This is a genomic window from Arthrobacter sp. KKT183, assembly GCF_055657625.1.
In genome coordinates this window covers 2,811,915-2,837,739 of record NZ_CM145770.1, presented here as the reverse complement: position 1 = coordinate 2,837,739, position 25,825 = coordinate 2,811,915, and the positions used below count along the sequence as shown (strand labels likewise).

Annotated in this window: 23 protein-coding genes; 16 read left to right on the top strand and 7 right to left on the bottom strand. The window is 64.8% G+C overall.

All coding sequences use genetic code 11. The features are described 5' to 3' along the window. The first annotated feature begins 140 nt into the window (after positions 1 to 140). From ACZ2GY_RS13490 to ACZ2GY_RS13480, 3 genes are read left to right on the top strand one after another with little or no spacing between them, the layout of a single operon-like run. On the top strand, positions 141 to 1,556 hold the full coding sequence (locus ACZ2GY_RS13490; protein ID WP_471672117.1) for a hypothetical protein: 1,416 nt from the start codon (positions 141 to 143) through the stop codon (positions 1,554 to 1,556). Positions 1,557 to 1,595: 39 nt separating this feature from the next. Continuing rightward, positions 1,596 to 2,375 carry an endonuclease III gene (gene nth, locus ACZ2GY_RS13485; protein WP_471672116.1) on the top strand — a complete coding sequence of 260 codons (780 nt, stop codon included), beginning with the start codon at positions 1,596 to 1,598 and terminating at the stop codon, positions 2,373 to 2,375. Continuing rightward, positions 2,372 to 3,055, top strand: a complete 684-nt coding sequence (locus tag ACZ2GY_RS13480; protein ID WP_471672115.1) for an NUDIX hydrolase — start codon at positions 2,372 to 2,374, stop codon at positions 3,053 to 3,055. The genes nth and ACZ2GY_RS13480 overlap by 4 nt, the downstream gene beginning before the upstream one ends. Before the next feature lie 42 nt (positions 3,056 to 3,097). Here the strand turns inward: ACZ2GY_RS13480 and ACZ2GY_RS13475 are convergent, their stop codons facing one another. Further along, complete coding sequence (locus tag ACZ2GY_RS13475) at positions 3,098 to 4,804, bottom strand: bifunctional 3'-5' exonuclease/DNA polymerase (RefSeq protein WP_471672114.1); 1,707 nt, start codon at positions 4,802 to 4,804, stop codon at positions 3,098 to 3,100. 154 nt (positions 4,805 to 4,958) lie between these two features. Between ACZ2GY_RS13475 and ssd the strand changes: the two genes are divergently transcribed. The 7 genes from ssd (at position 4,959) to ACZ2GY_RS13440 (ending at position 9,869) form a co-directional block, all read left to right on the top strand. Beyond that, positions 4,959 to 6,026, top strand: a complete 1,068-nt coding sequence (gene ssd, locus ACZ2GY_RS13470) for a septum site-determining protein Ssd (RefSeq protein ID WP_471672113.1) — start codon at positions 4,959 to 4,961, stop codon at positions 6,024 to 6,026. After that, complete coding sequence (locus ACZ2GY_RS13465; protein ID WP_277357753.1) at positions 6,023 to 7,213, top strand: TadA family conjugal transfer-associated ATPase; 1,191 nt, start codon at positions 6,023 to 6,025, stop codon at positions 7,211 to 7,213. The genes ssd and ACZ2GY_RS13465 overlap by 4 nt, the downstream gene beginning before the upstream one ends. A 2-nt stretch (positions 7,214 to 7,215) precedes the next feature. Continuing rightward, positions 7,216 to 7,941, top strand: coding sequence for a type II secretion system F family protein (locus tag ACZ2GY_RS13460; protein ID WP_277357752.1), 726 nt, complete (start codon positions 7,216 to 7,218; stop codon positions 7,939 to 7,941). Then, the gene (locus tag ACZ2GY_RS13455; protein ID WP_471672112.1) at positions 7,938 to 8,501 is read left to right on the top strand and encodes a type II secretion system F family protein; all 564 of its coding nucleotides are present in this window, start codon (positions 7,938 to 7,940) and stop codon (positions 8,499 to 8,501) included. The genes ACZ2GY_RS13460 and ACZ2GY_RS13455 overlap by 4 nt, the downstream gene beginning before the upstream one ends. 281 nt (positions 8,502 to 8,782) lie before the next feature. After that, positions 8,783 to 9,127, top strand: coding sequence for a DUF4244 domain-containing protein (locus ACZ2GY_RS13450; RefSeq protein WP_471672111.1), 345 nt, complete (start codon positions 8,783 to 8,785; stop codon positions 9,125 to 9,127). 5 nt (positions 9,128 to 9,132) lie between these two features. After that, positions 9,133 to 9,501: a TadE family type IV pilus minor pilin gene (locus ACZ2GY_RS13445; RefSeq protein WP_277357749.1), complete on the top strand. Its 369-nt coding sequence runs from the start codon at positions 9,133 to 9,135 to the stop codon at positions 9,499 to 9,501. Further along, complete coding sequence (locus ACZ2GY_RS13440) at positions 9,498 to 9,869, top strand: Rv3654c family TadE-like protein (protein WP_277357748.1); 372 nt, start codon at positions 9,498 to 9,500, stop codon at positions 9,867 to 9,869. Before ACZ2GY_RS13445 ends, ACZ2GY_RS13440 begins: the two co-directional genes overlap by 4 nt. Here ACZ2GY_RS13440 and ACZ2GY_RS13435 read toward each other — a convergent pair. Both ACZ2GY_RS13435 and ACZ2GY_RS13430 read right to left on the bottom strand, forming a co-directional pair. Beyond that, positions 9,866 to 12,235: a DEAD/DEAH box helicase gene (locus ACZ2GY_RS13435; RefSeq protein WP_471672110.1), complete on the bottom strand. Its 2,370-nt coding sequence runs from the start codon at positions 12,233 to 12,235 to the stop codon at positions 9,866 to 9,868. The genes ACZ2GY_RS13440 and ACZ2GY_RS13435 overlap by 4 nt on opposite strands. Before the next feature lie 27 nt (positions 12,236 to 12,262). Continuing rightward, positions 12,263 to 12,913 carry a GNAT family N-acetyltransferase gene (locus tag ACZ2GY_RS13430; protein ID WP_277357746.1) on the bottom strand — a complete coding sequence of 217 codons (651 nt, stop codon included), beginning with the start codon at positions 12,911 to 12,913 and terminating at the stop codon, positions 12,263 to 12,265. Between the two features lie 98 nt (positions 12,914 to 13,011). Here ACZ2GY_RS13430 and trhO point away from each other — a divergent pair, with 98 nt between their 5' ends. Next, entirely contained in the window at positions 13,012 to 13,929 is a 918-nt protein-coding gene (gene trhO, locus ACZ2GY_RS13425) for an oxygen-dependent tRNA uridine(34) hydroxylase TrhO (protein WP_471672109.1), read from the top strand. 23 nt (positions 13,930 to 13,952) lie between these two features. Here trhO and srmL read toward each other — a convergent pair whose 3' ends face one another. Then, a complete protein-coding gene (gene srmL, locus ACZ2GY_RS13420; protein WP_471672108.1) occupies positions 13,953 to 15,068 on the bottom strand; it encodes a PheS-related mystery ligase SrmL in 1,116 nt (371 codons plus the stop codon). 187 nt (positions 15,069 to 15,255) lie between these two features. Continuing rightward, positions 15,256 to 15,711, bottom strand: coding sequence for a hypothetical protein (locus ACZ2GY_RS13415; RefSeq protein WP_471672107.1), 456 nt, complete (start codon positions 15,709 to 15,711; stop codon positions 15,256 to 15,258). Between the two features lie 47 nt (positions 15,712 to 15,758). On the opposite strand from ACZ2GY_RS13415, the gene ACZ2GY_RS13410 reads away from it, so the two are divergent. The 4 genes from ACZ2GY_RS13410 (at position 15,759) to proC (ending at position 22,397) form a co-directional block, all read left to right on the top strand. Further along, entirely contained in the window at positions 15,759 to 17,387 is a 1,629-nt protein-coding gene (locus ACZ2GY_RS13410; RefSeq protein WP_471672106.1) for a DUF7059 domain-containing protein, read from the top strand. Between the two features lie 113 nt (positions 17,388 to 17,500). Continuing rightward, complete coding sequence (gene topA / locus ACZ2GY_RS13405) at positions 17,501 to 20,260, top strand: type I DNA topoisomerase (RefSeq protein WP_277357742.1); 2,760 nt, start codon at positions 17,501 to 17,503, stop codon at positions 20,258 to 20,260. A 68-nt stretch (positions 20,261 to 20,328) separates the two neighbouring features. Further along, a complete protein-coding gene (locus ACZ2GY_RS13400) occupies positions 20,329 to 21,315 on the top strand; it encodes a Ppx/GppA phosphatase family protein (protein ID WP_277357741.1) in 987 nt (328 codons plus the stop codon). A gap of 248 nt (positions 21,316 to 21,563) precedes the next feature. Then, positions 21,564 to 22,397 (top strand): pyrroline-5-carboxylate reductase, encoded by an 834-nt coding sequence (proC, locus tag ACZ2GY_RS13395; protein ID WP_277357788.1) that lies wholly within the window; start codon positions 21,564 to 21,566, stop codon positions 22,395 to 22,397. Positions 22,398 to 22,434: 37 nt separating this feature from the next. On the opposite strand, the gene ACZ2GY_RS13390 is transcribed toward proC, so the two are convergent. Together ACZ2GY_RS13390 and ACZ2GY_RS13385 are read right to left on the bottom strand one after the other, a co-directional pair. Continuing rightward, positions 22,435 to 23,103 carry a potassium channel family protein gene (locus tag ACZ2GY_RS13390; protein ID WP_056543507.1) on the bottom strand — a complete coding sequence of 223 codons (669 nt, stop codon included), beginning with the start codon at positions 23,101 to 23,103 and terminating at the stop codon, positions 22,435 to 22,437. Continuing rightward, positions 23,096 to 24,508, bottom strand: a complete 1,413-nt coding sequence (locus ACZ2GY_RS13385; protein WP_277357740.1) for a TrkH family potassium uptake protein — start codon at positions 24,506 to 24,508, stop codon at positions 23,096 to 23,098. Before ACZ2GY_RS13385 ends, ACZ2GY_RS13390 begins: the two co-directional genes overlap by 8 nt. A gap of 158 nt (positions 24,509 to 24,666) precedes the next feature. On the opposite strand from ACZ2GY_RS13385, the gene ACZ2GY_RS13380 reads away from it, so the two are divergent. Further along, complete coding sequence (locus tag ACZ2GY_RS13380) at positions 24,667 to 25,815, top strand: acetoin utilization protein AcuC (RefSeq protein WP_346028021.1); 1,149 nt, start codon at positions 24,667 to 24,669, stop codon at positions 25,813 to 25,815. The last annotated feature ends 10 nt before the right edge of the window (positions 25,816 to 25,825 follow it).

The following is a 25,825-nucleotide window of genomic DNA, read 5'->3' as shown; positions in this document are numbered from 1 at the left end:
CGGACCCGACATGTCCCATCATTGGTAGGAAAGGAAGTGGGCGTTGACTAGGGTTGTCAAAGAAATCCGAATCCGGCTCAACGCCTTCGGCACCTTCGACTGCGGCACCCACCGCCGTTATTGAAACGGAGAATCCAGACATGACCGAACAGCGCCAGTACGACGGCGGCGCAGACACCGCGCACAGCTCGCCGGTGCAGCAATCCGGCAGGTCCGAAACCCCTGCTGATGTTTCGCCGTCCGCCGGACCTACCGAACACGGACCCGAGGCGGTAGCCGGCCCCTTCACCCTGCGTGAAACCGTCATCGGTGTCTCCGTGCTGGTGATGTTTGTCGGAACCATCCTGCCGTTCGTTGACGGCGTCAACCTGTGGCGCACGTTCTCCCTCTTCTTCCTGGGTATCGGCATTCTCCTGCCCGTCGCTGCCCTGGCGCTGCTGGTGGCCCGCCGCCAGGGCAGCAAGCGGCTGCGCGTCGGTTCTCTCTCCGTTGACCAGTTCGCTTCGGTTGCGGCGGCCTTTGCCGCAGCGTTTTTCTTCCTTCAGACGGTCACGACGTTCGAGATCGGTGCGCTGATTGCTCTGCTCGGATCGGTCGGATTCCTTGTGGCCACCGTCGGCGGCCCGCATATTGGCCTGTTCAGGCCCGATTTCGCCGGCCGTCCGTCGTCGTCCGCTCATCCCATTGCCAGGGAAGCGCTGCCCGCGAAGCAGCGCCCGCCCAAGCCGGTCCCGGCGGAGAAGGTCAGCGGCTGGCACAGCCCGTCCTCCTCAGGGGAATCAACTGCGAGTGGCCCGAGCAGCGCCGGATACAGTGCCGGTTACGCCGTCGCGGGATATGCAGCTGGCCAGGGATCGGGTGCCGCCCAAAGTCCCTCGGTGCAGGAACCTTCCGGACAGGAACCTTCCGCGCAGCAGGATCCGGTGCAAGATTCAGCACGTCAGACCGCGGGCTCTGCAGCGCACGCTGAGACGTCTGCAGCGGCGTCTCCTGAAGCCACGGAACCAGCAGCGCAGTCCGGCGCCGCTCCCGCCCCGGCCGTGCCGGCAGATTCCGGCGCTGAGGATTTGGCGACGTCCGCAGCGACCGCTCCTTCCGGGACGCACGCGGAGTCCGCGGGTACCGCTGGATCCGCTGCGTCTTCTGCACTCGCTGCCTCTGTCGCGCCAACGGAGTCCGCCGCGCCGGCAGCTACCGCCGCGCAACCCAGGATCGAGGGAACCACGCCGGACAGAACGGCGGCTCACCCCGTTGCGCAGCGCTCTAACGACACTGGGGATGAGCACTCCTCTCATCGCCGTACGGAATCCATCTCGGCTACCCGTGACGCTGATGAGGACGAGCCCATGCTTGAGGCTTTCTGGTTCGCCGTTGGGACACCCCGTTCAGTGGTTGACGAGCAGACGGGCGCGCCGCTGTTCGTACTTCAGCCCGGCGACTGGGAAGTCGGCATCGAGGACCGCGGACACGAGTTCCTCGTTCAGGACAAGCGCACCGGCCGTGTTGGCGTCATGAGGGATCTGCGGAACATCGAGCGGGCCCCCACCGAGGGATAGCAACGGGCCGGTAGGAACTACGAGGAAGGACGGGTCGGCGTGGACGTATCTCCAATTGCACTGAAGCGCCGCGCACGAAAGATTCATCGGATTCTGGCCGAAACCTACCCTTACGCCGTTGCGGAACTGGACTTCCGCAACCCGTTCGAGCTGCTGGTTGCAACGGTCCTGTCCGCCCAGACCACGGATGTCCGTGTCAATCTGACCACACCGGCGCTGTTGGCCCGCTACCCCGACGCACGCAGCCTCGCTGAAGCCGCTGAAGATGAGCTCCAGGACATGATCCGTCCCACAGGGTTCTTCCGGGCCAAGTCGAGGAGCCTTCTCGCTCTCGCCACCAGAATCGTTGATGAATTCGACGGAGACGTGCCCGGCCGTCTCGAAGACCTCGTCACGCTTCCGGGTGTGGGCCGCAAGACCGCCAATGTGGTCCTCGCGAACGCCTTCGGGATTCCGGGGATCTCGGTCGATACCCATTTTGGCCGGCTGTCCCGGCGATTCGGCTGGACCACGGAGGATGACCCGGTGAAAGTGGAGTCCGAGGTCGCCGCGCTCTTCGAGCGGAAGGACTGGACCATGCTCTCCCATCGGGTGATTTTCCACGGCCGCCGCATCTGTCACGCCAAGAAGCCGGCGTGCGGTGCGTGCCCGGTGGCATCGCTCTGCCCCTCCTACGGAGAAGGCGAGGTGGATCCGGAGAAGGCACGGAAGTTGCTCAAGTATGAGCTGGCCCCCGGTCGCGAGGAGCTTCACCGCCGCATGCTGGAGGGCGCGTCCCGCGCCGAGCTGCTGGCTGCCGGGCACACGTTGAGCGCATGAGCGCTTACGCTGAGTTGAAAGCTTTCGCCGAACGGGCAGCCCCCATCGGCCCGGGCGCGGAAACCACCGAGTCCTGGCAGCTCCGCGGGATCGACCTGGGAACCGCGAGGCCTGCCGCGGTCCTTATCCTCTTTGGACACCTCGACGACAGACCCGCCAGGACCCACTCCGCTGCCGTCCCCGACGATCTTGATGTCCTGTTCGTGACGCGCGCGGGAACCTTACGCAGCCATCCCGGCCAGGTGGCGTTCCCCGGCGGGAAAATCGACGACGACGACGCCAGTCCCGCCGCCGCAGCCCTGCGTGAGGCTGAGGAAGAGACCGGGTTGGATCCCGTAGGTGTGGAAATCCTGGGCGCGCTGCCGGTAGTCGGCCTGCCCGTCAGCAACTATCTAGTGACGCCGGTGCTCGGATGGTGGGCGTCTCCCACCCCGGTGCGCGTGGTGGACCACGCGGAATCATCACATGTGTTCCGCGCGCCGGTAGCGGACCTGCTGTCGGACGAGGTGCGCTTCACGGCGGTGGTCAGGCGTAACGGGCGCAAGCACAGCACGCCTGCTTTCACCATCGACGGCATCACCATCTGGGGCTTCACCGGGCTCCTGCTGTCACGGCTCTTTGACGGACTGGGCTGGGCCCAGCCCTGGGACGAGACCCGGGAGCGGGACGCGCCTCTCTAGCTGGCGGTCATCCAGTTATTTCGCCGCTACTTTGCCGTCCAGCTACTTCGCATCGGCGTAGGAGTTCACCACCACAACGTTCACCGGGAACTCCACCGGGATGTGGCCGAACATCAGGTGCGCGGCGGACCGAGCAGCCTCGGTGACCATCGCCGATACCCGGTCGACCAGCTCGGCCGGGACATGCAGCATCACCTCGTCATGCAGGAAGAAGACGATGTGCGCACTGTTGAAGTCGGCAGCTCCGGCCCGTAGCCGTCGTCGTAATTCCGCCAGCCAGCACAGTGCCCACTCCGCGGCAGTGGCCTGGACCACGAAGTTGCGTGTGAAGCGGCCGCGCGATCGAGCGAGGGAATCAGCGCGTTGCTGCTCGGCGGCGCTGCTGGTGCGCTGAGCGGCGAGCCACCGTTCCGACGGCGGAGGGCAGCCCCTGCCGAGGAAACTTGCGACGACGCCGCCCGCCTCGCCGGTTCGTGCTGCTGCCTCAACCACGGAGATTGCTTGAGGGTAGGTGCGGGTCAACTGGGGCATCAGACGGCCGGATTCACCGGTGGTGGCGCCATACATAGCTCCGAGCATCGCAAGTTTGGCCTTGGCGCGGTCGCCGCCGAAGCCCTGGTCTGCAATGCCCTGGTACAGGTCCAGCCCGCGGCCGGCCGTCGCCAGTGCGGAATCCTTGCCGAGCGCAGCAAGTACCCGTGGTTCAAGTTGCGCGGCATCAGCGACAATCAGCACATGGCCCGGGTCCGGGCGGACGGCATCACGTACCTGCCGCGGAATCTGCAGGGCACCGCCGCCATTGGACGCCCAGCGCCCCGACATGCTCCCTCCGACAATGTACTCGGGACGGAACCTGCCGCCATGTACCCAGGTGTCCAGCCAGGTCCAGCCATTGGCGGTGAGGAGGCGGGAAAGCTTCTTGTACTGCAGCAGCGGCGCAATGGCGGGATGTGTGTGGCGTTGGAGTTCCCAGGACCTTGTCGAAGACACTTCGATGCCCGCCCGGTGCAGCGCGCGCAGTAGTTCCTGCGGAGAATCCGGGTTGAACCGGGGATTGTTTAGAGCCCCGCGCAGTTCAGCCGCCAGGCGCTCAAGCTCTGCAGGTCGATGGCCTTCCCGCGGGCGGGGCCCGAGCTGGGAGGTGAGCAGCTCGTCGTGGAGGTCTGCGCGCCACGGAATGCCGTGAAACTCCATCTCGGCGGCGATGAGTGCGCCGGCGGACTCAGCTGCGACCAGCAGGGCCAGCTGTGCTGGTCGGTCGCTGTTTTTGAGCGCTTGCTGTTGCTCAGCGAATTCCGCCGCTACCTGAAGTGCGTCTGCGCCGCCGGCAGGCTGTGCCGCCTCGAACAGGCTGCCCTGGAGAGGCGACGCTGCCACGGGCGGCAGCACCCGGGCGGGGTTCGCGTCCTCGGCTTCATCGGGGCGGGACTGCAGGCGGTTGCCGTACTCCGTTCCTGCGCAGGAGGGGGAGTGGCGCAGTATCTCCCTGCTGAGTGCGACGTCGTGGCAACGCTCAACGGTGACGCCTGCGGCGAGCATGCGCGGGTACCAGGTGCGTGTGCTGTCCCACACCCAGCGGATTCCCGGCCGCTCCAGTTCCCGGACGGTCTCCTCGATGTTCATTGCAGGAACGACGACGGCGTCTGCCGTGGGCGCTCCAGCTGAGTCCACCGGTACAAACGCTGCCTGGGCATCGTCCACTCCGCTCAGGCGCTGCCCGCCAGACGGCGGTGCAAGGACGATATACACGCCTCCTATTGTTGCCCACCTTTTCGCCCGCGGTTTCGTTGGCGGCCACCAGGAGGCTCCGGCCGTTGCCCACAGTTCCTCCACTTCTGCTGAAGATATCCACATACGCCGCCACGGGCATGACCCGGTGCACTCTGGAGGGCAGGCTGGCCGTATGTCTTCGTGGATCCCAGCAGCTGAATCGGCCGCCGTCGTGCTGGTCACCTCCTCACAACGCGTCCGCGATGAGGTGGCGCGCGTGGCGGTTGCTGCGGGGCTTGCCCTCACAAGTGTTTCAACGGTGGGCGAGGCGCTGGCGCTACGTCCCGCCGTCGTGCTGTTGGACTGCAACAGTGCGCGGCATGCTGTCTCGGGCTGCGCGGTGATCGTCGTTGGTCTTGACAGTGATGAGGCGGCAGCGTGGACGGCTGCCTCGCGGTGCAATGCCGATCGCGTGGCTATCCTTCCGCAGGCTGCCGGCTGGCTGGCTGAGCATCTGGGCATGCTGCAGCGCGTCCGTGATGAGGGAACGGTCGTCGGTGTGTTGGGGGCCGTCGGCGGGGTAGGTGCCAGCACAATCAGTGTTTGGTTGGCTGCGTCCGCGGTCTCACGGGAACTGCACCCGCTCCTTGTGGACGGTGATCCCTTCGGTGGTGGGCTCGAGCTCTCTCTCGGCGGTGAATCCGTGCCGGGCGTACGGTGGCCGGATCTTGGCGAAGTCCGCGGAACGTTGAACCCGGAACAGCTGATTCATGCGCTGCCGTCGCTCGGCGGCTTCTCGCTGCTGTCCATGGGCACCGAGCCGCCCGCTCCGGGAATTCTCGCATCAGCAGCAGTACCTCCCATTATGGAGGCGGCGCGGGGAGCGTTCAATCTGACGGTGGTAGACGTTGCGCGAGGATGGTCGGCTGACGGATCACTGCTTCCGTACTGTGACAGCGTCCTCATCGTTGTACCCGGCCGTGTCCGCGCTATTTCGGCTGCCCGCGCGCTCGTCGCGCAGCTGCAGCCGTTGCCCGTCCGGGCCCTCGTCCGCGGTCCGCTGGGCCCGGACCTCGACCCGGATCGGGTGGCAGATGCCATCGGTGTGCCGAACGCCGGGTATCTGCCTTACTTTCGTGCCGCCGTCGGCAGCGAAAACCAGGGGAGGGTACTGGATCTGGCAAGGCATCGCGCCGTGCGGGCTTGCGCCCGCTCAGTCCTCGACACGGTGCTTCCCGGGGCGAACAAGGCCATCGCATGAATCAGCAGGTCAGAGCCCGCCGTGTCCGCCCTGATGCCCTGCCGGCAGACGCCGCCATGGTTGCGCAGGTACGGGACGCCGTGCTCAATGAAGCAGAGCCCGTCACCGGAGCCCGGCTCGCTGCCGCAGTCCAGTCGACCGGGCGCCTACTGGGGTCCGAGGGCGCATTCCGGACCCTCGACCGCGTCCGCGCTGAGTTGCAGGGGCTGGGACCACTACAGCGGCTCGCGGAGGACCCGGAAGTCACGGACATCCTGGTCAACGGTCCAGGCGCAGTCTGGGTTGACAGCGGCGGCGGTTTGCAGCGCAGGGATCTCACCTTCTCCAGCGATGCTGATGTGCGCGCACTTGCCACACGCCTGGTTGCAGCGGGCGGTCGCAGGCTTGATGACGGCAACCCCTGCGTTGATGTGCGGCTGGACCGGTTCCGGGTGCACGCCGTCCTCCCGCCGCTTTCCACAACGGGGACACTACTCTCCATCCGTATCCAACGGCAGAGGCACTATTCCTTCGACGAGCTCGTGTCCTCCGGGGCGTTGGATGCTCAGATGGCCTCGGTACTGCGAGGGATCGTGAGCAAGCGTTTGAACTTCCTGATCAGCGGCGCTACGGGTACGGGGAAGACAACCCTGCTCGCTGCCCTGCTGTCGCTCAGCGGGTCCAATGAACGCCTGGTCACGGTCGAGGATTCCGCTGAACTCAGTCCTGCACATCCCCATGCCATCGGACTCCAAAGCAGGCACGGGAACCTTGAGGGCAGCGGATCCGTGGATCTGGCTGAACTGGTACGTCAGGCGCTGCGGATGCGGCCGGACAGACTGATTGTCGGCGAGTGCCGCGGCGCCGAGGTCCGCGAACTTCTGGCAGCCATGAACACGGGGCACGACGGCGCCGGTGGAACAATTCATGCAAATTCTGCGGCGAGCGTTCCTGCCCGGCTTTCCGCGCTCGCAGCCCTGGCCGGGATGGAAGCGCAGCCCCTGGCGCAGCAGGCGGCTAACGCCCTCGACGTCATCGTCCACGTCGTCCGGGCAGGCAGCGGCCGCACCGTCTCGGAGGTCGGCGTCCTCGAGAGGACCGCCGGCGGTGATCTGGTGGTCAGAACTGCGCTCGCGCGACGGGGAGCGGTATCGGAGCGTGGGCCGGCGTGGGAGGCGCTGGCTCTGAAGCTCGAGCGGGGCCGCTGACAATGAGCGGAGTACTGATTGCCTGCCTGCTCTTCGCAGCGTGCGGGGTCCTGGCGTTTCCCCGCCGCTCCCCGCGCAACGAGGGCCGGGGGCGCAGGAAGGTGGGTGCGCTTCTGCGGCCTCTCTCTCGGGGGCGTCCGCTGAAGACTGATCCACACGAAATCCCCTTGTTCATCCATCAGTTGACCGGCCTGCTTCAGGCTGGACGGACGCCTTCCCAGTTGTGGGGAGATGCACTCAGCGTCCATGGCGGCAGTACCGGAACGGCCTTCTCGTCCGCGGTGAAACCCGCGCTGTGGTCAGCCCATCAGGCTGCCCAGCTCGGACTCAGTGTTCCGGAGGTTTTGCGGGAGGCAGCCACCCGCAGCAGGGACACGGCGCTGCGGACACTGTGGAAGGACCTGGCGGCCTGTCTCGAGGTGGCCGAGCGCAGTGGAGCGCCCCTCGCGGCCGTACTTGCCCGCTACGCAGTGCAACGCGAATCGCAGCTGGACTCTGATGCTGCCCGCGATACGGCGCTCGCCGGACCCAGAGCCACGGTCCGCTTACTTTCCTGGCTTCCGCTGTTCGGGTTCGCGGTGGGCTACCTCATTGGAGTGGATCCCCTCGCTGTCCTTCTCGGTTCGGTGCCGGGCGTCGCAGCACTCAGTGCAGGATGCGTGCTCACCATCATGGGCCGGCTCTGGTCGAGCAGGCTGGTGCGGACAGCCGAAGGCGATCCCATATGACCGGTGCACTCATCGCCGCTGCGCTCTTCGTTGCCTGTTGGGTCCTGCATCGATCCCCGCCCCTCAGCGCCTATCCGGCAAGTCCGCTACCGGGTGGTGCGGGGAGGCTTCGGGATGATGGGCTGGATGATCCAGCGCTGATGATGGACCTGATGGCGTCCATGCTTGCGGTCGGCTCATCCCTGGAGCGCGGTCTCGACGTCCTCGCCCGGTCAGCATCAGCACCGGCAGGCGCTGCCCTGACCTCCGTCAAGACGGCACTGGACCTCGGAGCCTCCTGGGACGTCGCGTGGGCGGCGGTTCCGCACACAAAGGACGTCAGGGCGGCCCAAGAACTGGGAAATGCCCTGCGGTTCGCCGGAACCACGGGGGCGCCGTCGGCTGCGGTGGTCACCGCCCACGCAACACAGTTCAGACGGAGAAGGAACCGGGAAGCAGAGCAGCGCGCTGCTGCTCTCGGCGTGCGGCTCGTTGTGCCCCTGGGTCTCTGCTCCCTGCCCGCGTTCGTCTGCCTCGGCGTCATTCCCATCCTGGTCGGCCTCTTTCCGGCCTTCACGTAGCGGCGGTCGCCACATCGCCGCGGCCACGAGCATCGCTTACCACCGTTGCCCTCCCGCCGCAGTGCCCACCACCATCGCCGCAGCTGCCGCTGCCGTGCCGCTGGTGTCGTGCTCCACAACCGAAGGGAAGTGCTGCACTTTTCCACTTACCGGTATCTCGGTGGGCCTGCCGACGGGCAGCGCGAAAGACTCGAATCAGCCGCTGAAGCGGTCCGGACGGTTCAGCAGCCGCTGAATCGCCAGCCAGGATCAAACCGGAATCCGTCAACCAAGGAGTCGTCATGACACGTTCCACCACCGCAGCAACAGCTCCCACCGCAGCAACAGCCCCCACCGCAGCAACAGCCCACAGCGCAGCAACAACCCGGACCAGCGGCCCGCAGAAATTCCCCGGCGGAGCGAGGCCACTTGCCACAGTGACGTCACTGCGGCCCGAGCCCGTCACGGCCAACCGCCGTACACGGCGTGCGCTGATGCGGTCCGAGGCAGGGTTGGCAACCGCCGAGTACGCGATCGCCACCCTCGCCGCCGTGGGGTTCGCGGCGCTCCTGGTCGCAGTCCTTTCCAGCGGGGAAATCCGCGGCATGCTCATGTCGCTGATCACCAACGCCCTCAGCTTCGGCTGACCGGCGTGGAACGGACTGGACCGCGGGTAGCGCAGCCCAAAGAAGCAGGGGCCGTTACGGCGGAAGTGGCAGTAGCACTTCCGGCTGTGGTGGTTCTGCTGGCCGTCGTGCTCGGTGCTGCGGCACTCGGCTTGTCCCAGTTGCGGATTGAGGAAGCGGCGAGGGCCGGGGCCCGCGAGATCATGCGCGGCGAGTCTTCGGACGTCGTCGAGGGAACAGTCCGGCGGATTGCCGGTGAGCAGGCGGATATCGCGGTCCAGTCCAACGGCTCCACCAGCACCGTCACCGTCAACACCGCGGTGGATGTGCCTGTATTGGAGTTGCTCGACGTTAGTCTCTCAGCCCGCGCAGTTGCACTGCCGGAGCAGGAATGATGGGTCTTCGTGCAGGCAAGGAAGCTGGATCCGGCACCGTCCTGATGACCGGCGTCGCCTTGGCTGCCCTGCTGCTGCTCTCAGTTGTAGTCCTGTTTGCGCAGGCGTCAGTGGCGGGCTCGAGGGCAGCTACGGCCGCGGACCTGTCAGCGCTTGCGGGGGCTGATGCTGCGCGCGGGCTCCGAGACGGGAACCCGTGCGCGGTAGCCGCCGAAGTAGCTTCCCTCCAGGACGCCCGGCTGACGGGATGCGTGATCGAGGGAGAATCAGGACACATCGTGCGGATTTCCACCGAGGTCGATTCCATTCCCGCGCTTCCCCCGGCATCGGGGCGTGCCCGAGCCGGTCCACCGTCATCAGATCCCTAGTGGAAGGAGGATTGCCCGCCCGACATGTCCTTGCCTGGCGCAGGCTCCCCGTCCGGGGCCTGCGCCAGCAGCATGCTGAGCAGGGTGAGTGCACCGTGCTTACTCAGCGGGTTGTTGCGGTTGCCGCACTTGGGAGACTGAACACACGAGGGGCAACCGGTGTGGCACTCACACGAGCGGATGGCCTCAGCGGTAGCACCGAGCCAGGTCTTCGCCGCCTCAAAACCCCGTTCAGCAAAGCCCGCGCCGCCCGGATGGCCGTCGTACACAAAAATGGTGGGGAGCCCGGTATCAGCATGGAGCGCAGTGGACACTCCGCCGATGTCCCATCGGTCACTCGAGGCGACCAGCGGCAGCAGACCGATCGCGGCATGCTCAGCGGCATGAAGAGCGCCCGGCAGGTCAGCCGCGCTGATCCCACTGCTCTCAAGCAGGCGGTTATCGCACTCGAACCAGACGCTCTTCGTGAAGAGATCCCGCGCACCGAGCTCCAGCGGTTCCTCCCCGAGGATCTCGTTCGAAACAAAGGCCTTGCGCTGGAAGGAGATCACCTGGGTGGTTACCTTGACCTCCCCGAAGCACACCCGGATGGGGCCCCACGAGGTGTTGCGCAGCTCGGAAATCACCTCAATCTGCGTGACGTCCCGGGCCTGTGTGTAGTAGTCGGGATTGGAACGGGTCACTATGGCGCAGTGATCCTGTTCGTTCAGTTCCTCCACCACGTAGCTCTGGCCCTGATGAACATAGACGGCGCCCGTGTGAGCCTGATAGTGGCTCTGCGGTGAATCCATGGTTCCAAGAACGGTGCCGGTTTCGCTCTCGATGATATTGATCGGGCCGCCGCCGTCCGCCCGCAGGTTCACCATGCCGGCAGCACTCTGCGGGTGCGTCCAGAACCACCCTGCCGGACGGTTGCGCAGCAGCCCCTGATCCACCAACTGAGCCAGCAGGGCAGGAGCCGTTTCCCCGAAGAGGGGAAGGTCCTCAACCGTCAGCGGCAGTTCCGCCGCTGCTGCACAGAGGTGCGGTCCCAGCACATAGGGGTTGGCGGGGTCGAAGACCGTTGCCTCCACACCAACGTCGAACACCGCTTCGGGATGGTGCACCAGATAGGTGTCCAGCGGATCGTCGCTGGCCACGAAGGCGGCGAGCGCGTCCTGACCTGACCGCCCGGCCCGCCCGATCTGCTGCAGCAGGGACGCACGGGTCCCCGGCCAGCCCGCCACGAGGACGGCATCCAGACCTGTTATGTCGATCCCCAGCTCCAGCGCGGACGTGCTCGCCACACCGAGCAACCGGCCGGACCGCAGCGCACCCTCCAACTGACGGCGCTCCTCGGGCAGATACCCTGACCGATAGGCCGCGACGCGCGCCGGCAGCGTGGGATCCACTTCGCTCAGCAGCCGTTTGGTATTTGCCGCGATACTCTCGGCACCTCGGCGGGACTTGATGAAGGCAATGGTCCGAACCTGCGCAGAAACCAGATTGGCCAGTAGATCGGAGGTTTCCGCAATGACGGTCCTGCGCTGCCGGGCGCCGTTCTCGCCCCGAAGATCGGTCAGCTGCGGTTCCCAGAAAGCCACCGTCGTCGACCCGTGTGGCGACGTGTCCTCGGTGAACGCCTGAACTGGAGTGCCGATCAGCTTGCCGAAGGACTCCGCGGGGGCAGCCGATGTCGCCGAGGCCCCGATGAACACGGGGTCCGCGCCGTAGTAGGCACAGACGCGTCGCAACCTGCGTAACAGGTTGGCGACGTGGGAACCGAAAACACCGCGGTAGCTATGCGCTTCGTCCACGATCACGTAGGTAAGGCGCCGGAAAAACCTTGCCCACCAGGTGTGATTCGGCAGGATGCCGTAGTGAAGCATGTCCGGGTTCGCCAGAACCAGGTTTGCGTGGTCGCGGATCCAGCGACGCGCACCGGAGTCGGTGTCGCCGTCGTACGTATCTGCGCGGACCGTAGCCAGCCCCAGAGAGGAGATGGCTGAGAGTTGGTCAGCGGCCAGCGCTTTTGTCGGCGAAAGATACAGCGCGACGGCGCCGGTCGGCTCAAGCGACACTCTCTCCTCAAGTGCCGAACGGTGGATGGCGTCAAGGACCGGCAGTTGATAGCTCAGAGACTTGCCCGAGGCAGTACCCGTGGCAATGACGACGTGGGACCCCGCATGGGCGGCATCCGCCGCAGCACTCTGATGCTTCCAGGGCTCTACTATTCCCCCGGCCTGATAGGCCTCCACCACCTCAGGGTGCACCCATGCCGGCCACGGGCTGTGCACTGCGTCGCGGGCAGGAAGTTCCCTGACAGAAACGAGCTGCTCAGGATCAACTCCGCCGAGCAGCGGAATCAGGGAATCATGGGCAGCCACTTGCCCAGTTTGTCACCCCGGCACAAATCAGCGGCGGATCACAAAAGCATCAGCCAGGTGCGTCCACCCCAGATACTGGTACAGCTGGCGTCCCTCCTCGGATGCCATCAGCAGGCCGGTTTCAACATCGTCTTCCAGGATGTCGGCGGTCAGCGCGCGCATGACAAAGCTGCCAAGGCCCCGCCGCCGGTGCTGCGGAGACGTGATGATGCGGTCGTAGACTGCGTGTTCATCCTGCTTGGCCACCGAACCCCGGGCAGCCTCCTCACCGTTCACGGTCACCGAAACACGCCTGCAGTCATCCTCGCGAATGTGCTCGAGTTTGAACTCGTCGTCCGGTGGCCGGGGGGCTTCGACATCCTGGCCGTCCATCTCTGCGCACATCAGAGCCTGCTGGCGGTCCGTGACCCGAAGACCGAGCGGAGCCGCGGCTTCGAGGAGTTCCTGCGCGCGGTTGGTGACGACGGTCAGCACACGAAGCGGATCTTCGCGGGTCTCTCCGGCGAGCTCGAGCAATTCTCCGATCGTGGGCTCATAGACGATGGTTTCGAGGTGGTTCTGTTGGTCCGTGAGCAGAACGGACAGGCTGCTCCCGTTCTCCTGCGGCGTGTAGCCTCGGCATTTTGCCCAGCCGAAAACCCAGGTGCGGACAAGTTGATCGGAAAGAGCGGCTCCCATGCCTGAACGATAGTGGGGACCAGACCGTAAAGACATAGCCCGGGAAAGAGGTTGCCGATTTGAGACCTCGCGGGCGGCCTGCCGGTACCCTTGAATGCGTGTCAATGAACCGGATTGTCCTGTATTACGCGTTCACTCCGCTGTCCGATCCCGAAGCGGTGCGGCTTTGGCAGCGCGCCCTGTGTGAAAAATTGGGACTCCGCGGCCGCGTCCTCATCTCCAAGGACGGCATCAACGGCACCGTCGGCGGGGAACTGAACGCCGTCAAGCAGTACGTGAAGGCAACCCGCGAGTACCCGGCGTTCAAAAAGATGGACATCAAATGGTCCGAGGGCGGGGCGGAAGACTTCCCCCGGCTCAGCATCAAGGTCCGCGAGGAGATCGTGTCCTTCGGCGCGCCGGGGGAGTTGAAGGTGGATGAAAACGGCGTGGTGGGCGGCGGCACCCATCTCAAGCCGGAGCAGGTGCATCAGCTGGTCAGCGAACGCGGCGACGACGTCGTCTTCTTTGACGGCCGCAATGCCCTCGAAGCGCAGATCGGCAAGTTCCGGAACGCGATTGTCCCGGAGGTGAACACCACCCATGACTTCGTGCGCGAACTCGATTCCGGGAAGTACGACCACCTCAAGGACAAACCGGTGGTCACATACTGCACCGGGGGCATCCGCTGTGAGGTGCTTTCCAGCCTGATGGTCAACCGCGGATTCAGCGAGGTCTACCAGCTTCAGGGCGGCATTGTGCGCTACGGAGAGACGTACGGGGACGCGGGTCTCTGGGAAGGCTCGCTGTACGTCTTCGACAAGCGCATGCACGTAGAGTTCAGCAAGGATGCCAAGACGATCGGCAAGTGCGTTCGCTGCTCCGCGCCCACCAACAAGTTCGAGAACTGTTCCAACCTGAGCTGCCGGAACCTGACCCTGTACTGCTCCCAGTGTGCCTCCGACCCCGCCACGCTTCGCTGCCCGCAGGGGTGCGAAACGGACGAGGCGGAAGCCACCGCAGTGGGCGCCGCCTGAGCTGAGCCGGCTTTCCCCAGCTCTCACCCGGCCGCCAGCTCAAGCACGTGTCCCTCGTGGAGCGCGAGGTACACGCGATCCCGTAGGGCGTTAGCTTCGGTATCGGTGAGTGTCCGGTCCAGTGCCTGCAGCGTCAGGCGAATCAGCAGGTTCACCTGCCCCGGCTGGGCGTCAAGACGGACGACGGCGGCAGCCGGAAGCTGCTCCACCGGCGTGCGGGCGCGGATCACCAGCGACTCCAGGACCTCCGCCTCCGGACCGAGCGCTTCCCGGGCCGCATCTCCCAGCGTTTCCTCGTCTGCGTCTGGACAGCAGAGAATCGAAAGATCGCGGCGGACAGCCGGCATGAGGGAGACGGGGCGCCATGGTTGAAGATCCAGCATCTGAGCGGCGATACGGGGGTCGGGTGAGCGCAGCAGCCGGATGTCATCCACGCCCTTTCGCAGCATGAGCGCCCGGTCCAGTCCCATTCCGAGCGCGAGGCCGCTCCAGCGACGCGGATCCAGTCCCGAGTTGCGGAGGATCCCTGCCCGCACGAGGCCGCACTCAGCCAGTTCGAGCCAGCCGGCGGGCGTCTCTACGTCGATCTGCAGGCCGTGCGACGTATAGGAATGGTTGGCGGGAACGGTTCGCCAGCGAGCCCCGGGCAGGACTGCCTCGACAACGGCGGCGGCCATACTACGCAGGTCAGCCTCACCCAGCAGCCCACGCGCGTTCAAGCGCCATAGGTCAACCTGGTGCGGTGTGCCTACGTGCGTGCGGTCGACGGCGTCGCGGCGGTAAACCAGGCCCGGAAGGACATGGAGCCGATCGTACGGCTGCTCGATGTCCGCGAGGGAGTCAAGAACGGCGGGGATCCCGGCGGACGTATGGCTTCGGAGCATCACCGTTGGGCTGGCATGGCGTGAGTACCGGGCGTCCCGCGTGACGTCGTCGGGGGCGTAGCCCAACCGGTCGTAGTTGTCCGTCGTGGCAACGAGGCCAGTGGTTCGCTGCAGCTCGGCGGGAATGCTCCAGGCCCGCGTCAACGAAGTGATGACGCCGTCGAGCAGGTCCTGCAGCGCGTGAGGTCCCTGTTCCGGATCGGTGAGGTCACGGATGGACAGGGCGGCGGTGAGCTGGGGGATGGAAAGGTACATGGTCGGTCCTTCGGGAAGTGTCTAAGGAGGGGGTGGAGGAAACCCCCGGCCGCGGACACCGTGCGGACCTGGCTGCTAGAAGACGTACAGCGGATAGCCCTCACGGCCGACAGGCGGCCGGGGGCTGGTAAATCGCTGGCTGGTAAGCATGGAGCAATGGTACGCGACGGACAGATGTTGCGGAACGCTACGGCGCTTCTGCCGGCTTCCCGCCGGGGATCAGCCCCGCGGTCCACACCATTTCCGCACCGGAGTTGGTCACGCGGAGGGTGAGCTCGTCCGCCGCCGCACGAAGCTCAAGATGCGCTGTCACTGCCGGGCTGTCGCAGCTCGTGGTGCCATTGCTGATAGTTGTTCCGTCTGCAAGTAGTTCCAGGGCCATCGCGTCCCCGCCCGCACACGCCATGGTCAACTCGTACCACCCTGGTTCGACGTCATAGAAGGATCCGCCGCTCGCCGCGTCCCCCTGGTGCCCGCCGGCGAAGGACATTCCGCGCTCCGTCCCCAACATTGACTGTGACCAGGACTCCAGGTCCACCGAGGACGGATCAACCTCCGGTTCGGCCGCCGTGCAGGCGCTGGTCATCAGGGCAACGAAAAGGCCGGAGACTGCGAGCGCTACCCGCCGCGGTTGAGTTCCCATGCGCTCAGTAAACAGCATGGAAGGGTCCGGCCCAATAGGCTTGCTCCGTGTCGATCATTGCCGCAGTACCTCAGACCCCGCGCAGCGATGACCAGAGTCTGCTGAACAGTCTCGCAGCGGACCTGACCGCGGCGAACTACACGGTCGACGGCGTGGCAGACCTCGTGGGCACTGATGCCTACGCCGCGCTGGAGCGGGACCAAACGGTTCCCGCTCTCCTGGCCGCACGCGCCGCCCAGCGCAGCGAAGGGGAGGACAGCGCCGGAAGACCGGACAGCACAGAAAGCCGGCTTGCCGCCGTCGTACTGGTTTTCCTGCTCGGCGAGGCGCTGCCCACGGCCGTCCTGGACGGCGCACTTCCGTCAATTGGTGCGGGCGGGTTGCGCTCGCTGGGACTGGTTGAAGAGTACGACGGCGGTCTCCGCGCCCTGATCGACCTGCGCCCCTACTCGTCAGACACCGGAGGCGGAATCTGGGTAGCCTCGGACCTCGGCTCCCACGTCCGGCCCGGGGTCCTGCGGACCGACCATGTGCTCGGGATCGGCCGGGCGTCGCTGACGCTCGCCCAGTTCGCAACACGCGCGCCGGTCGAACGCGCGCTGGACCTCGGCACCGGCTGTGGAATTCAGACCTTCCACCTCCTGGCGCACGCGGAGCACGTCACAGCGACTGACGTCTCGGAACGCGCGCTCGCAGTCACGCGATTCAACTTGCTGCTCAACGCTGCGGCACTGGGGATCGATCCGGAAAACCTGGAGGCCCGGGTTTCGCTTCGGCGGGGCAGTCTGCTGGAGCCGGTGAGCGGCGAGACGTTCGACCAGGTGGTATCCAACCCGCCGTTTGTCATTACACCGCGCCACTCCGGCGAAACCAGGGATGAGCAATTCACTTACCGGGACGGCGGCCTCGCTGGTGACGACATCGTCTCCTCCCTGATCCGCGACCTTCCATCCGTTCTGATCCCGGGCGGATCGGCGCAGCTCCTGGGAAACTGGGAGATCCCGGACGGTTTCACCTGGCAGAGCCGGTTAGCGGGATGGCTGCCGGAAACCGCAGACGCCTGGATTGTTCAGCGGGAACAGCTCACGCCCACCCATTACGCCGAGACGTGGCTGCGCGATGCTGCCGAGAACCGGAACCCGACCCGCTTCGCCGACCGCTTCAGCGACTACCTCGCCGACTTCGCCTCCCGTTCCGTCGAGCACATCGGCTTTGGCATGGTGTGGCTGCGGAACGCCGGAGGACCGGCGACGCTCCGCCGGTTCGAGGAAATCACTCACGAGCTCGAACAGCCCATCGGACCGCATCTCGTCGCAGCGGTTGAACGGCATGACTGGCTCGGAAACTGCCGCGACCTTGTCGACGAGCACCTGCTCGTCGCCGGGGACGTCACGGAAGAGCGGCACCAGCGTCCGGGCGCTGAGCATCCCGGCGTGATCCTGCTGCGGCAGGGCGCGGGCTTCAGACGCACCACGCTGCTCAGCACGGAGCTGGCCGGTTTCGTGTCAGCGTGCGACGGCGACCTCACCGCCGGCCAGATCATCGGCGCCCTTGCTTCGCTGTTGGACCGCGACGACGACGCCTTCGCTGCTGCACTGCTGGACGAGGTGCGCAACCTGGTTGCGGACGGCTTCCTCGTCCCCGAACCGGTGTCTCCAGCCAAGCCGTTACCCTAGTGCAGGTAGGCGTACCGCATACTGAGAAGGGCAGGACGCCCACCAATTCGAATATTCAGCTCGCAATGAGCGGTTGTTCTGCTGTTTAAGAAGCACCTGTATCGAGGAGTGAAGTGCCAGCTAAGGCAACGGACAAAAAGCCCGGCAAGAAGCTCGTCATCGTCGAGTCTCCAACCAAGGTCAAGACGATTGCCGGCTACCTCGGCGAGGGCTTCGAAGTCGCAGCATCGATGGGACACATCCGGGACCTGCCCCAACCGTCGGACTTGCCCGCGGAGCTGAAGAAGAGCTCGCTCGGCAAGTTTGCGGTGGACCTCGAGAAGGACTTCGAGCCGTACTACGTAGTATCGGCAGACAAGAAGAAGCGCGTCGCCGAGTTGAAGGCGGCTCTGAAGGACGCCACCGAGCTGTACCTCGCAACTGACGGTGACAGGGAAGGCGAGGCTATCGCCTGGCACCTGCTCGAGGTACTGAAGCCGAAGGTCCCCGTGTACCGGCTCACCTTTCCGGAAATCACGCGTGAGGCCATCCAGCGTGCCATGGAGGAGCTGCGCGATCTCGACATTCCAATGGTTGATGCCCAGGAAACGCGTCGAATTCTTGACCGGCTCTATGGCTATGAAATCTCCCCGGTGCTGTGGCGCAAGGTTGCGCGCGGCTTGTCTGCTGGGCGCGTTCAATCGGTAGTCACCCGTCTGGTGGTCGAGCGTGAACGTGAGCGTATGGCATTCCGTGCGGCGTCGTACTGGGATCTCACGGGTACGTTCTCGCCGGAAGACACTTCGAAGGGCGAGTCCTTCAGCGCGAAACTCATCTCCGTGGACGGCACCCGGGTTGCCACAGGCAAGGACTTCAGTGACCTCGGTCAACTGAAGTCGCAGAACGTCACTGTGTTGAACGAGGCAGCCGCTACCGCCCTTGCCGAAGGGCTTGAGCAGGCCGCATTCGAGGTTCGCTCGGTTGACACCAAGCCGTACACGCGCCGCCCCGCCGCGCCCTTCACCACCTCGACGCTGCAGCAGGAAGCCGCACGCAAGCTTCGCTACTCATCACGGGTCACCATGCAGGTTGCCCAGCGCCTGTACGAGAACGGTTACATCACCTATATGCGTACGGACTCTGCGGCGCTGAGCGATCAGGCGATCAACGCCGCGCGACGGCAGGCCTCGGAGCTTTACGGTCCCGAGTTCGTGCCTGATGCTCGCCGCGTCTACAAGGGAAAGTCCAAGAGTGCGCAGGAAGCCCACGAGGCCATCCGTCCGGCCGGTGACTCCTTCCGCACACCCGCCCAGGTGGCCAAGGAACTGCACGGTGACGAGTTCAAACTCTATGAGCTGATCTGGAAGCGCACCGTCGCTTCCCAGATGGCGGATGCAAAGGGTTCGACGGCGTCGGTACGCCTGGGGGCCCATACGCCCGATGGCAAGGACGCGGAATTCTCGGCCTCCGGTACCGTCATCACCTTCCGCGGCTTCATGGCCGCCTATGAGGAGGGCAGGGACGCTTCTCGGGACGAGGATGACGCAACAGGCGGGACCGATCAGTCCGGACAGGGCGGCCGGTTGCCGAACCTCACCACGGGCGATGCCCTCGGCGCCGAAGCTATCCAGCCCATCGGTCACGAAACCTCCCCGCCGCCGCGCTACACAGAAGCGTCGCTGGTGAAATTGATGGAGGAACGCGGTATTGGCAGACCCTCCACCTATGCGGCAACAATTTCCACCATCATGGACCGCGGATACGTCCGAACGCGCGGACAGGCGTTGGTGCCGAGCTGGATCGCGTTCTCCGTGGTCCGCCTGCTCGAGGAGCACTTCCACGACTATGTGGATTATGACTTCACTGCTGCACTGGAGGAAGACCTCGACCGCATCGCGCGTGGCGAGGAGAGCCGCGTCCAGTGGCTCAACTCCTTTTACTACGGGGACCGCAAGGACACCGGGCTAAGCACGATCGTGAACGACCTCGGGGAAATCGATGCACGCCGCATCAACTCGGTCGAAATTGCCGAGGGCATCATCCTGCGCGTGGGCAAGTTCGGCCCGTACCTGGAGAAGCCACTGCCCGCTGATGCGCCCGAGGGCACCGAGCCGCAGCGGGCCAACGTGCCCGAGGACCTCGCTCCGGATGAGCTGACGGCGGAGAAGGCCGTTGAGCTGATGAACACTCCAGCGTCCGAGGAACGCGTCCTTGGCACGGACCCCGAAACCGGGCGCACCATCGTGGCGCGTGACGGTCGCTACGGCCCCTACGTAATCGAGCTCATTCCCGAGCCCACTGCCGAGGACCTGGCCAACCAGCCGGTGGAATACTACAAGAACGGCAAGCCCAAGCCACCCAAGAAGCCCGTCAAGGTGAAGCCGCGCACCGGATCGCTCTTCAAGTCGATGACCGTTGAGACGGTCACTCTTGAGGAAGCGCTGAAGCTGATGAATCTTCCCCGCGTCCTCGGTAAGGATGCTGAAGGTCATGAGGTCACCGTCCAGAACGGACGCTTCGGGCCCTATCTGAAAAAGGGTTCGGACTCCCGGTCGATCGGTTCGGAAGAGGAAATCTTCACGATCACGCTGGAGCAGGCGCTTGAAATCTACTCCCAGCCGAAGCAGCGCGGCGGGCGCACTGCGACGCCGCCGCTGGCCGAATTCGGCGATGATCCCGTGTCGGAGAAGCCCATTGTCGTCAAGGAAGGCCGGTTCGGCCCGTACATTACGGACGGCGTCACGAACATCACCGTGCCGAGGTCCACTGCCATCGAGGAGCTGACCCGGGAAACTGCTGTGGCGTTGCTGGCAGAGAAGCGGGCAAAGGGACCGGCGCCGCGCAAGTCCGGCGGCCGCGCACCCGCGAAGCGCAAGGCCACCGCACGCAAGTAGTTCCAATCTCCGACGCCGGCTCGGCTGACGGTTGAGCCGGCGGAACCGGCGCGCGACATAATGGGGGTATGCGGCTAGGCGTCCTCGATATCGGGTCCAATACAGTGCATCTACTTCTCGTGGATGCTCATCCGGGGGCGCGGCCCGTGCCCTATGCATCCCACAAACGTCCGCTCCAGTTGGTGAGCTACCTCGACGCAGAGGGACTGATCAGCGACGAAGGGCAAGCGGAACTGGTCGGTTTCATTCGCGAGGCTCGTGCGTTTGCAACCGATCATCGCGCAGAGGATTTTCTCGCGTTCTGCACCTCGGCCATCCGCGAGTCGGGGAACGGCGAGGACGTGCTTCGTCGCGTTGAGGCGGAGACCTCCGTGGTCCTGCAGGAGCTTTCCGGTGACCAGGAAGCGGCCATGACCTTCCAGGCGGTGCGGCGCTGGTATGGCTGGAGTACTGGGTCGCTCCTCAACCTGGACATCGGCGGGGGTTCATTTGAAATGGCGATGGGCCGCGACGAACTTCCTGAAGTTGCCCGCTCGGTCCCACTTGGTGCGGGGCGCCTTACACGTGAGTGGCTGCCCGGTGACCCGCCTGCGCCCCTCGACGTCAAAAATCTGCGCAGGCACATCCGGCAGACCCTCAAGGAACCGGCGGCCAGCTTCGCCCGTCTCGGTACACCGCATCTGGTTGCCGGGACGTCGAAAACCTTTCGATCCCTGGCCCGCATCGCCGGGGCTGCGCCGTCGGCGGCCGGACCCTTTGTTCGCCGTACCCTGCGTCTGCAGGATCTTGCACTGTGGGCGAAGCGTCTGGAAGCAATGTCAGCGGCGGACCGGACAAACCTGGACGGGGTGTCCGAGCTGCGGGCCCGACAGGTTCTTGCCGGTGCGCTTGTGGCTGAGGCAGCGTTTGAAATCTTCAATGTGTCCGAGATGGATATCTGCCCCTGGGCGCTGAGGGAAGGCCTGATCCTCCGCCGCTTCGACACTCTCATGTTTGAAGCGGATGAACCCATGCCCTCTGTTGGGGTTGGCCATGTGCGTTTGGGGACCCATTGAGCGCAAGTACATTAACGCGGGGCCGGTCGAGTGAGCAAAAAAGTGTGCCGGTGAGCCGCAGCGTGATTGGGGGAAACACTGCTGCGGCTCACCGGCACAGACCGAGCCAGGGAGAGCCCGGTCTCATCACTCGCACCTTTATGAGGTAATAACGACTGTACTGCTATTTCTGGATATTCAGCCCCATGCAGGCTGTGAGGATGCTGGGAATCACTTCCTCATGACACGATGGGCCGATGGCTATCAACATCCCACAGCACATTTCCTTTCTAGGCTGCGGCTCCATGAATGGCGCAATTCTGGCGGGCTTGCTTGCCGCCGGGCTTTCTCCGGCGCAGGTGACCGCCACTGTACGAAATCCTGAGAAGGCGGCCGATCTCTCCCGAAGGAACGGCGTGTCCGTTCTGTCATCAGTGAAGGACCCGGATGCCAACCGCACAGCGGCGGCCAAGGCCGACGTCGTACTGCTGGGGGTGAAGCCAGTTGGCATCCTTGACCTGGCACGGGAAATCTCACCGGCACTGAAGCCGGGCACGGTGGTGATCAGTGTTGCCGCTGCTATCTCCCTCGCCATGCTTGAGGCGGCTTTGCCGGAGGGCCAGCCGGTCATCAGGAGCATGCCCAACACGCCGTCGAGTCTTGGTCGCGGCGTGCTGTCCATTTCCGCCGGCACCAGCGCGACGCCCGAGCTCATGGAGCAGGCGCGCACCGTCCTGGGAGCCGCGGGCACCGTCGTCGAGATCCCGGAAGAGCAGGTCGATGCCCTTTCTGCGGTGAGCGGCTCCGGGCCGGCGTACGCGTTCTACCTTGCCGAGGCAATGGCGGCCGCCGGGGTCAAGCTCGGCCTCGATGAGGAACTCGCGAAGCTGCTCGCTACCGAGACCGTGGCCGGTGCCGGATTCATGCTTGCGGAGGAGGGTGCTGACGCAACGGCACTACGCACGGCAGTGACCAGCCCGAACGGAACAACGGAGCGCGCGATTGCCACCTTCGATGAGCAGGGCCTGCCGGATATCGTGGCTGCGGGCGCCCGGGCGGCAGCTGAGCGTGCCGCTGCCATCACCCGTGAACTCGGCGGTTGATCGTTCAGCGGTAGCCGGACGGGCGGTAGGCAGGCACTCAGGGGCGGGCGGCGAAGCGCTCGAGGAGGTCCACGTGTCCCGAGACGATCAGCATGTCGCGGCTGGTCACTTTAGTTTCCGGCCGGGCGTAGGTGAAGTCCTCACCGGGTGACTTCACACCGACCACAGTGATCCCGTACTTTGAGCGCACCGCCGATTCGCCAAGGGTGAAGCCCTGCGTTTCTTTCGGCGGGTACATCTTCACGATGGCAAAGCCGTCGTCGAACTCGATGAAGTCGAGCATCCGCCCGCCCACGAGGTGAGCGGCCCGCTGCCCGGCGTCGGCTTCGGGGTATATCACGTGATTGGCGCCGATGCGCTTCAGTATCTTGCCGTGTGAGGGTGTGATGGCCTTGACCCAGAGGTTGTCAATATTGAGGTCCACCAGATTGGCGGTGATGAGGACGCTTGCCTCAATGGAGGTTCCCACACCGACGACGGCGGCGGGAAACTCCTGTGCGCCGAGCTGGCGAAGCGCGTCGATATTGGTGGCGTCGGCCTCCACCACGTGGGTTAGTGTGCCCGACCACTTCTGAACCAGTTGCTGGTCTTTCTCGATCGCAAGGACCTCACGGCCCTGCTTCACCAACTGTTCCGCCGTGGCTGAGCCGAATCGTCCCAGCCCGATCACGAGTACGGGCGCATTGTGTGCTGGTCTGTCAGCCAATGATCGGCCTCTCTTCGGGGTAGTGGTAGAGCGTGCTGCGCTGCCGCAGGGCAAGCGCAGAAGCAACGGTAATCGTTCCGAGGCGTCCGGCGAACATGAGGGCCGAGAGCACGTACTTTCCTTCCGGTGGAAGTTCGGCGCTGAGGTTGGTGCTGAGCCCGCAGGTTGCGAAAGCAGAAATGACCTCGAAGAGGACCCGGTTCAGCTCCTCTCCGGAGATCCACAGGATCAGGCCCGTGCCGATGAGCACGATCGTTGCGCCGGTGAAGATGACAGAGATGGCCACCCTCATGGCGCCCTGCGGAATCTTCCGTCCGTAAGCGCTGACGTCCGAGTCGCCGCGGGCTTCGGCGAGGATCGCGAGGAACATGACGGCGATGGTTGTGACCTTGATGCCGCCAGCCGTGGAGGCCGACCCGCCTCCGGCAAACATGAGGGCGTCAGTCAGGAGCATCGTTGTCGGCTCCATCTGTCCCTGATCGACCAGGTTGAAGCCGCCGGAGCGGGTCATAATCGAGGCAAAGAGCGCGTTGATCACCTTGTCGCTGCCGCTCAGGTCGCCGATGGTTCGGCTATTGGACCATTCCATCAGCCCCCACAGCACCATACCGGCGAACACGAGGATGAGGGACACGTTGATGGTGAGCTTGGTGTGCAGGCTCCACTTCCGGACGTGGTGGCGGAACTGGACGAGGATGAGGATGACCGGGAATCCGAGGCTTCCGACGAACACACCGATCATCAGCGGAATGAGGATCCAGAGATCGGTTTCGTAGGGCACCAGGCCGTCCGAGTGCGGAGTGAATCCGGCGTTGTTGAAAGCCGAGATGGCGTAGAAGAATCCGTGCCAGACTGCTAGCCAGAACGGTTCGCCGAGGATTATGAAGCGCGGGATCAGGGCCAGCGCAAGCACCAGTTCCACCACGACGGAGGTGGTGATGACGATTCGCAGCAGTGTGCCCACTTCACCGAGGCGGCTGGCGTTGTTCAATGCGGATTGCGCGAGTAACTTGCCGCGGACGCCGAGCCGCTTGCTGACCACCAGTGCCAGGAGCGAGGCGAGGGTGAGGGTTCCGAGCCCGCCGACGAAGATGCCGATGAGGATGATCAACTGACCGAAGAACGACCAGTGGGCTGCCGTGGACACCACAGTCAGTCCCACTACGCACACTGCGGAGACCGCTGTAAACATGGCGTCGTGCAGGGGAGTGACTTCGCCGGTGCTGCTGGCGAACGGGAGGCTGAGTAATCCGGTGAAAATGAGGACAACCAGGGCAAAGACCAACAGCGCAACGCGTGCCGGTGAACTGTTTACTACGCTGTCGATGAAGTCGCGTGCCCGGCCAAGCAGCTGCAGATGAACCTGGTCTTCCCCTCCTAACCAGGAGGGGTGTGTTCGTGCCATGCTTGCTGATCCGCTCCGTTTCTCCTGCTGAGTCCTTCGAGTAGTAAATCACTTCCACTCCTGCGCCGTGGGCAGGACGGGTCCGGATCGCGTAGCCTGCTTGAGTGGCCAGTAGCTCCGTTCCCGCCGTTGCAACGAGAGTGGTGTGGGACGAATCCATGCTCGCGTACAACTTCGGTGCCCATCACCCCATGAATCCGCAGCGGCTTGAGCTGACTGCCCGACTCATTCGCGAGCTGGGTTTGTTCGACCTTCCGCAGGTTTCCGTGGAGGTTCCGGATGTGGCCGATGAAGCCAGTCTACGGACGGTCCATGACGCCTCGTATGTGCAAGCCGTCAAGGCGGCGGACGAGGATCCCGAGGCCTGCGATGGCACATCGGGGTTTGGAACTGACGACACTCCTGCCTTCGCCGGAATGCATTCCGCCAGTGCCCGATTGGTTGGCGGTTCTCTTGCTGCAGCTGATGCAGTCCTGTCCGGCACCGTTCAGCATGCCGTGAACTTCGGCGGGGGAATGCATCATGCCGGCCGGGCCCGGGCAAGCGGGTTCTGCATTTACAACGATGCCGCTGCAGCGGTCCAACGGCTGCTGGATGCCGGTGTGAAACGCGTGCTCTATATCGACGTCGATGCTCATCATGGAGATGGGACCCAGGAGATTTTCTGGGATGACAAACGCGTCATGACCATCTCGCTTCACGAGACCGGCATGAGCCTTTTTCCGGGAACGGGATTCCCAAACGAGATCGGCGGTGCGTCGGCTTCCGGGTACGCGGTCAATGTCGCGCTGCCCACTACCACCGGGGATTCCGGATTCCTGCGGGCGTTCCATGCCGTTGTGCCGCAGCTGGCCGCCGCATTCGCGCCTGAGGTGATCGTCAGTCAGCACGGTTGCGACGGTCACGTGGACGATCCCCTCACCAACCTGCGCATCACCGTCGATGCCCAGCATGCCGCAGCGGTAGCGGTTCGCGATCTCGCCTCGCAGCACTGTGACGGCCGTTGGATCGCGACCGGTGGCGGCGGGTACAACATCACTTCGGTTGTGCCGCGCTCGTGGACCCTCCTTACGGCGGTGGCAGCCGGTGCCGACATCACACTGACGACGCCGGTACCCGCCCCGTGGCGGACGTATGTCGCCGAGCGCTTTGGTCGCGAAGCACCTTCCTTAATGGGTGATGGCTCTGACACCTGGTGGCAGTCGTGGGAAGCCGGGTTTGACCCAAACGAGAATTTGGACCGGTCGATCATGGCAACACGCAAAGCCGTATTTCCGCTTCACGGGCTGGATCCCTGGTTCGATTGACCTGGTTCGA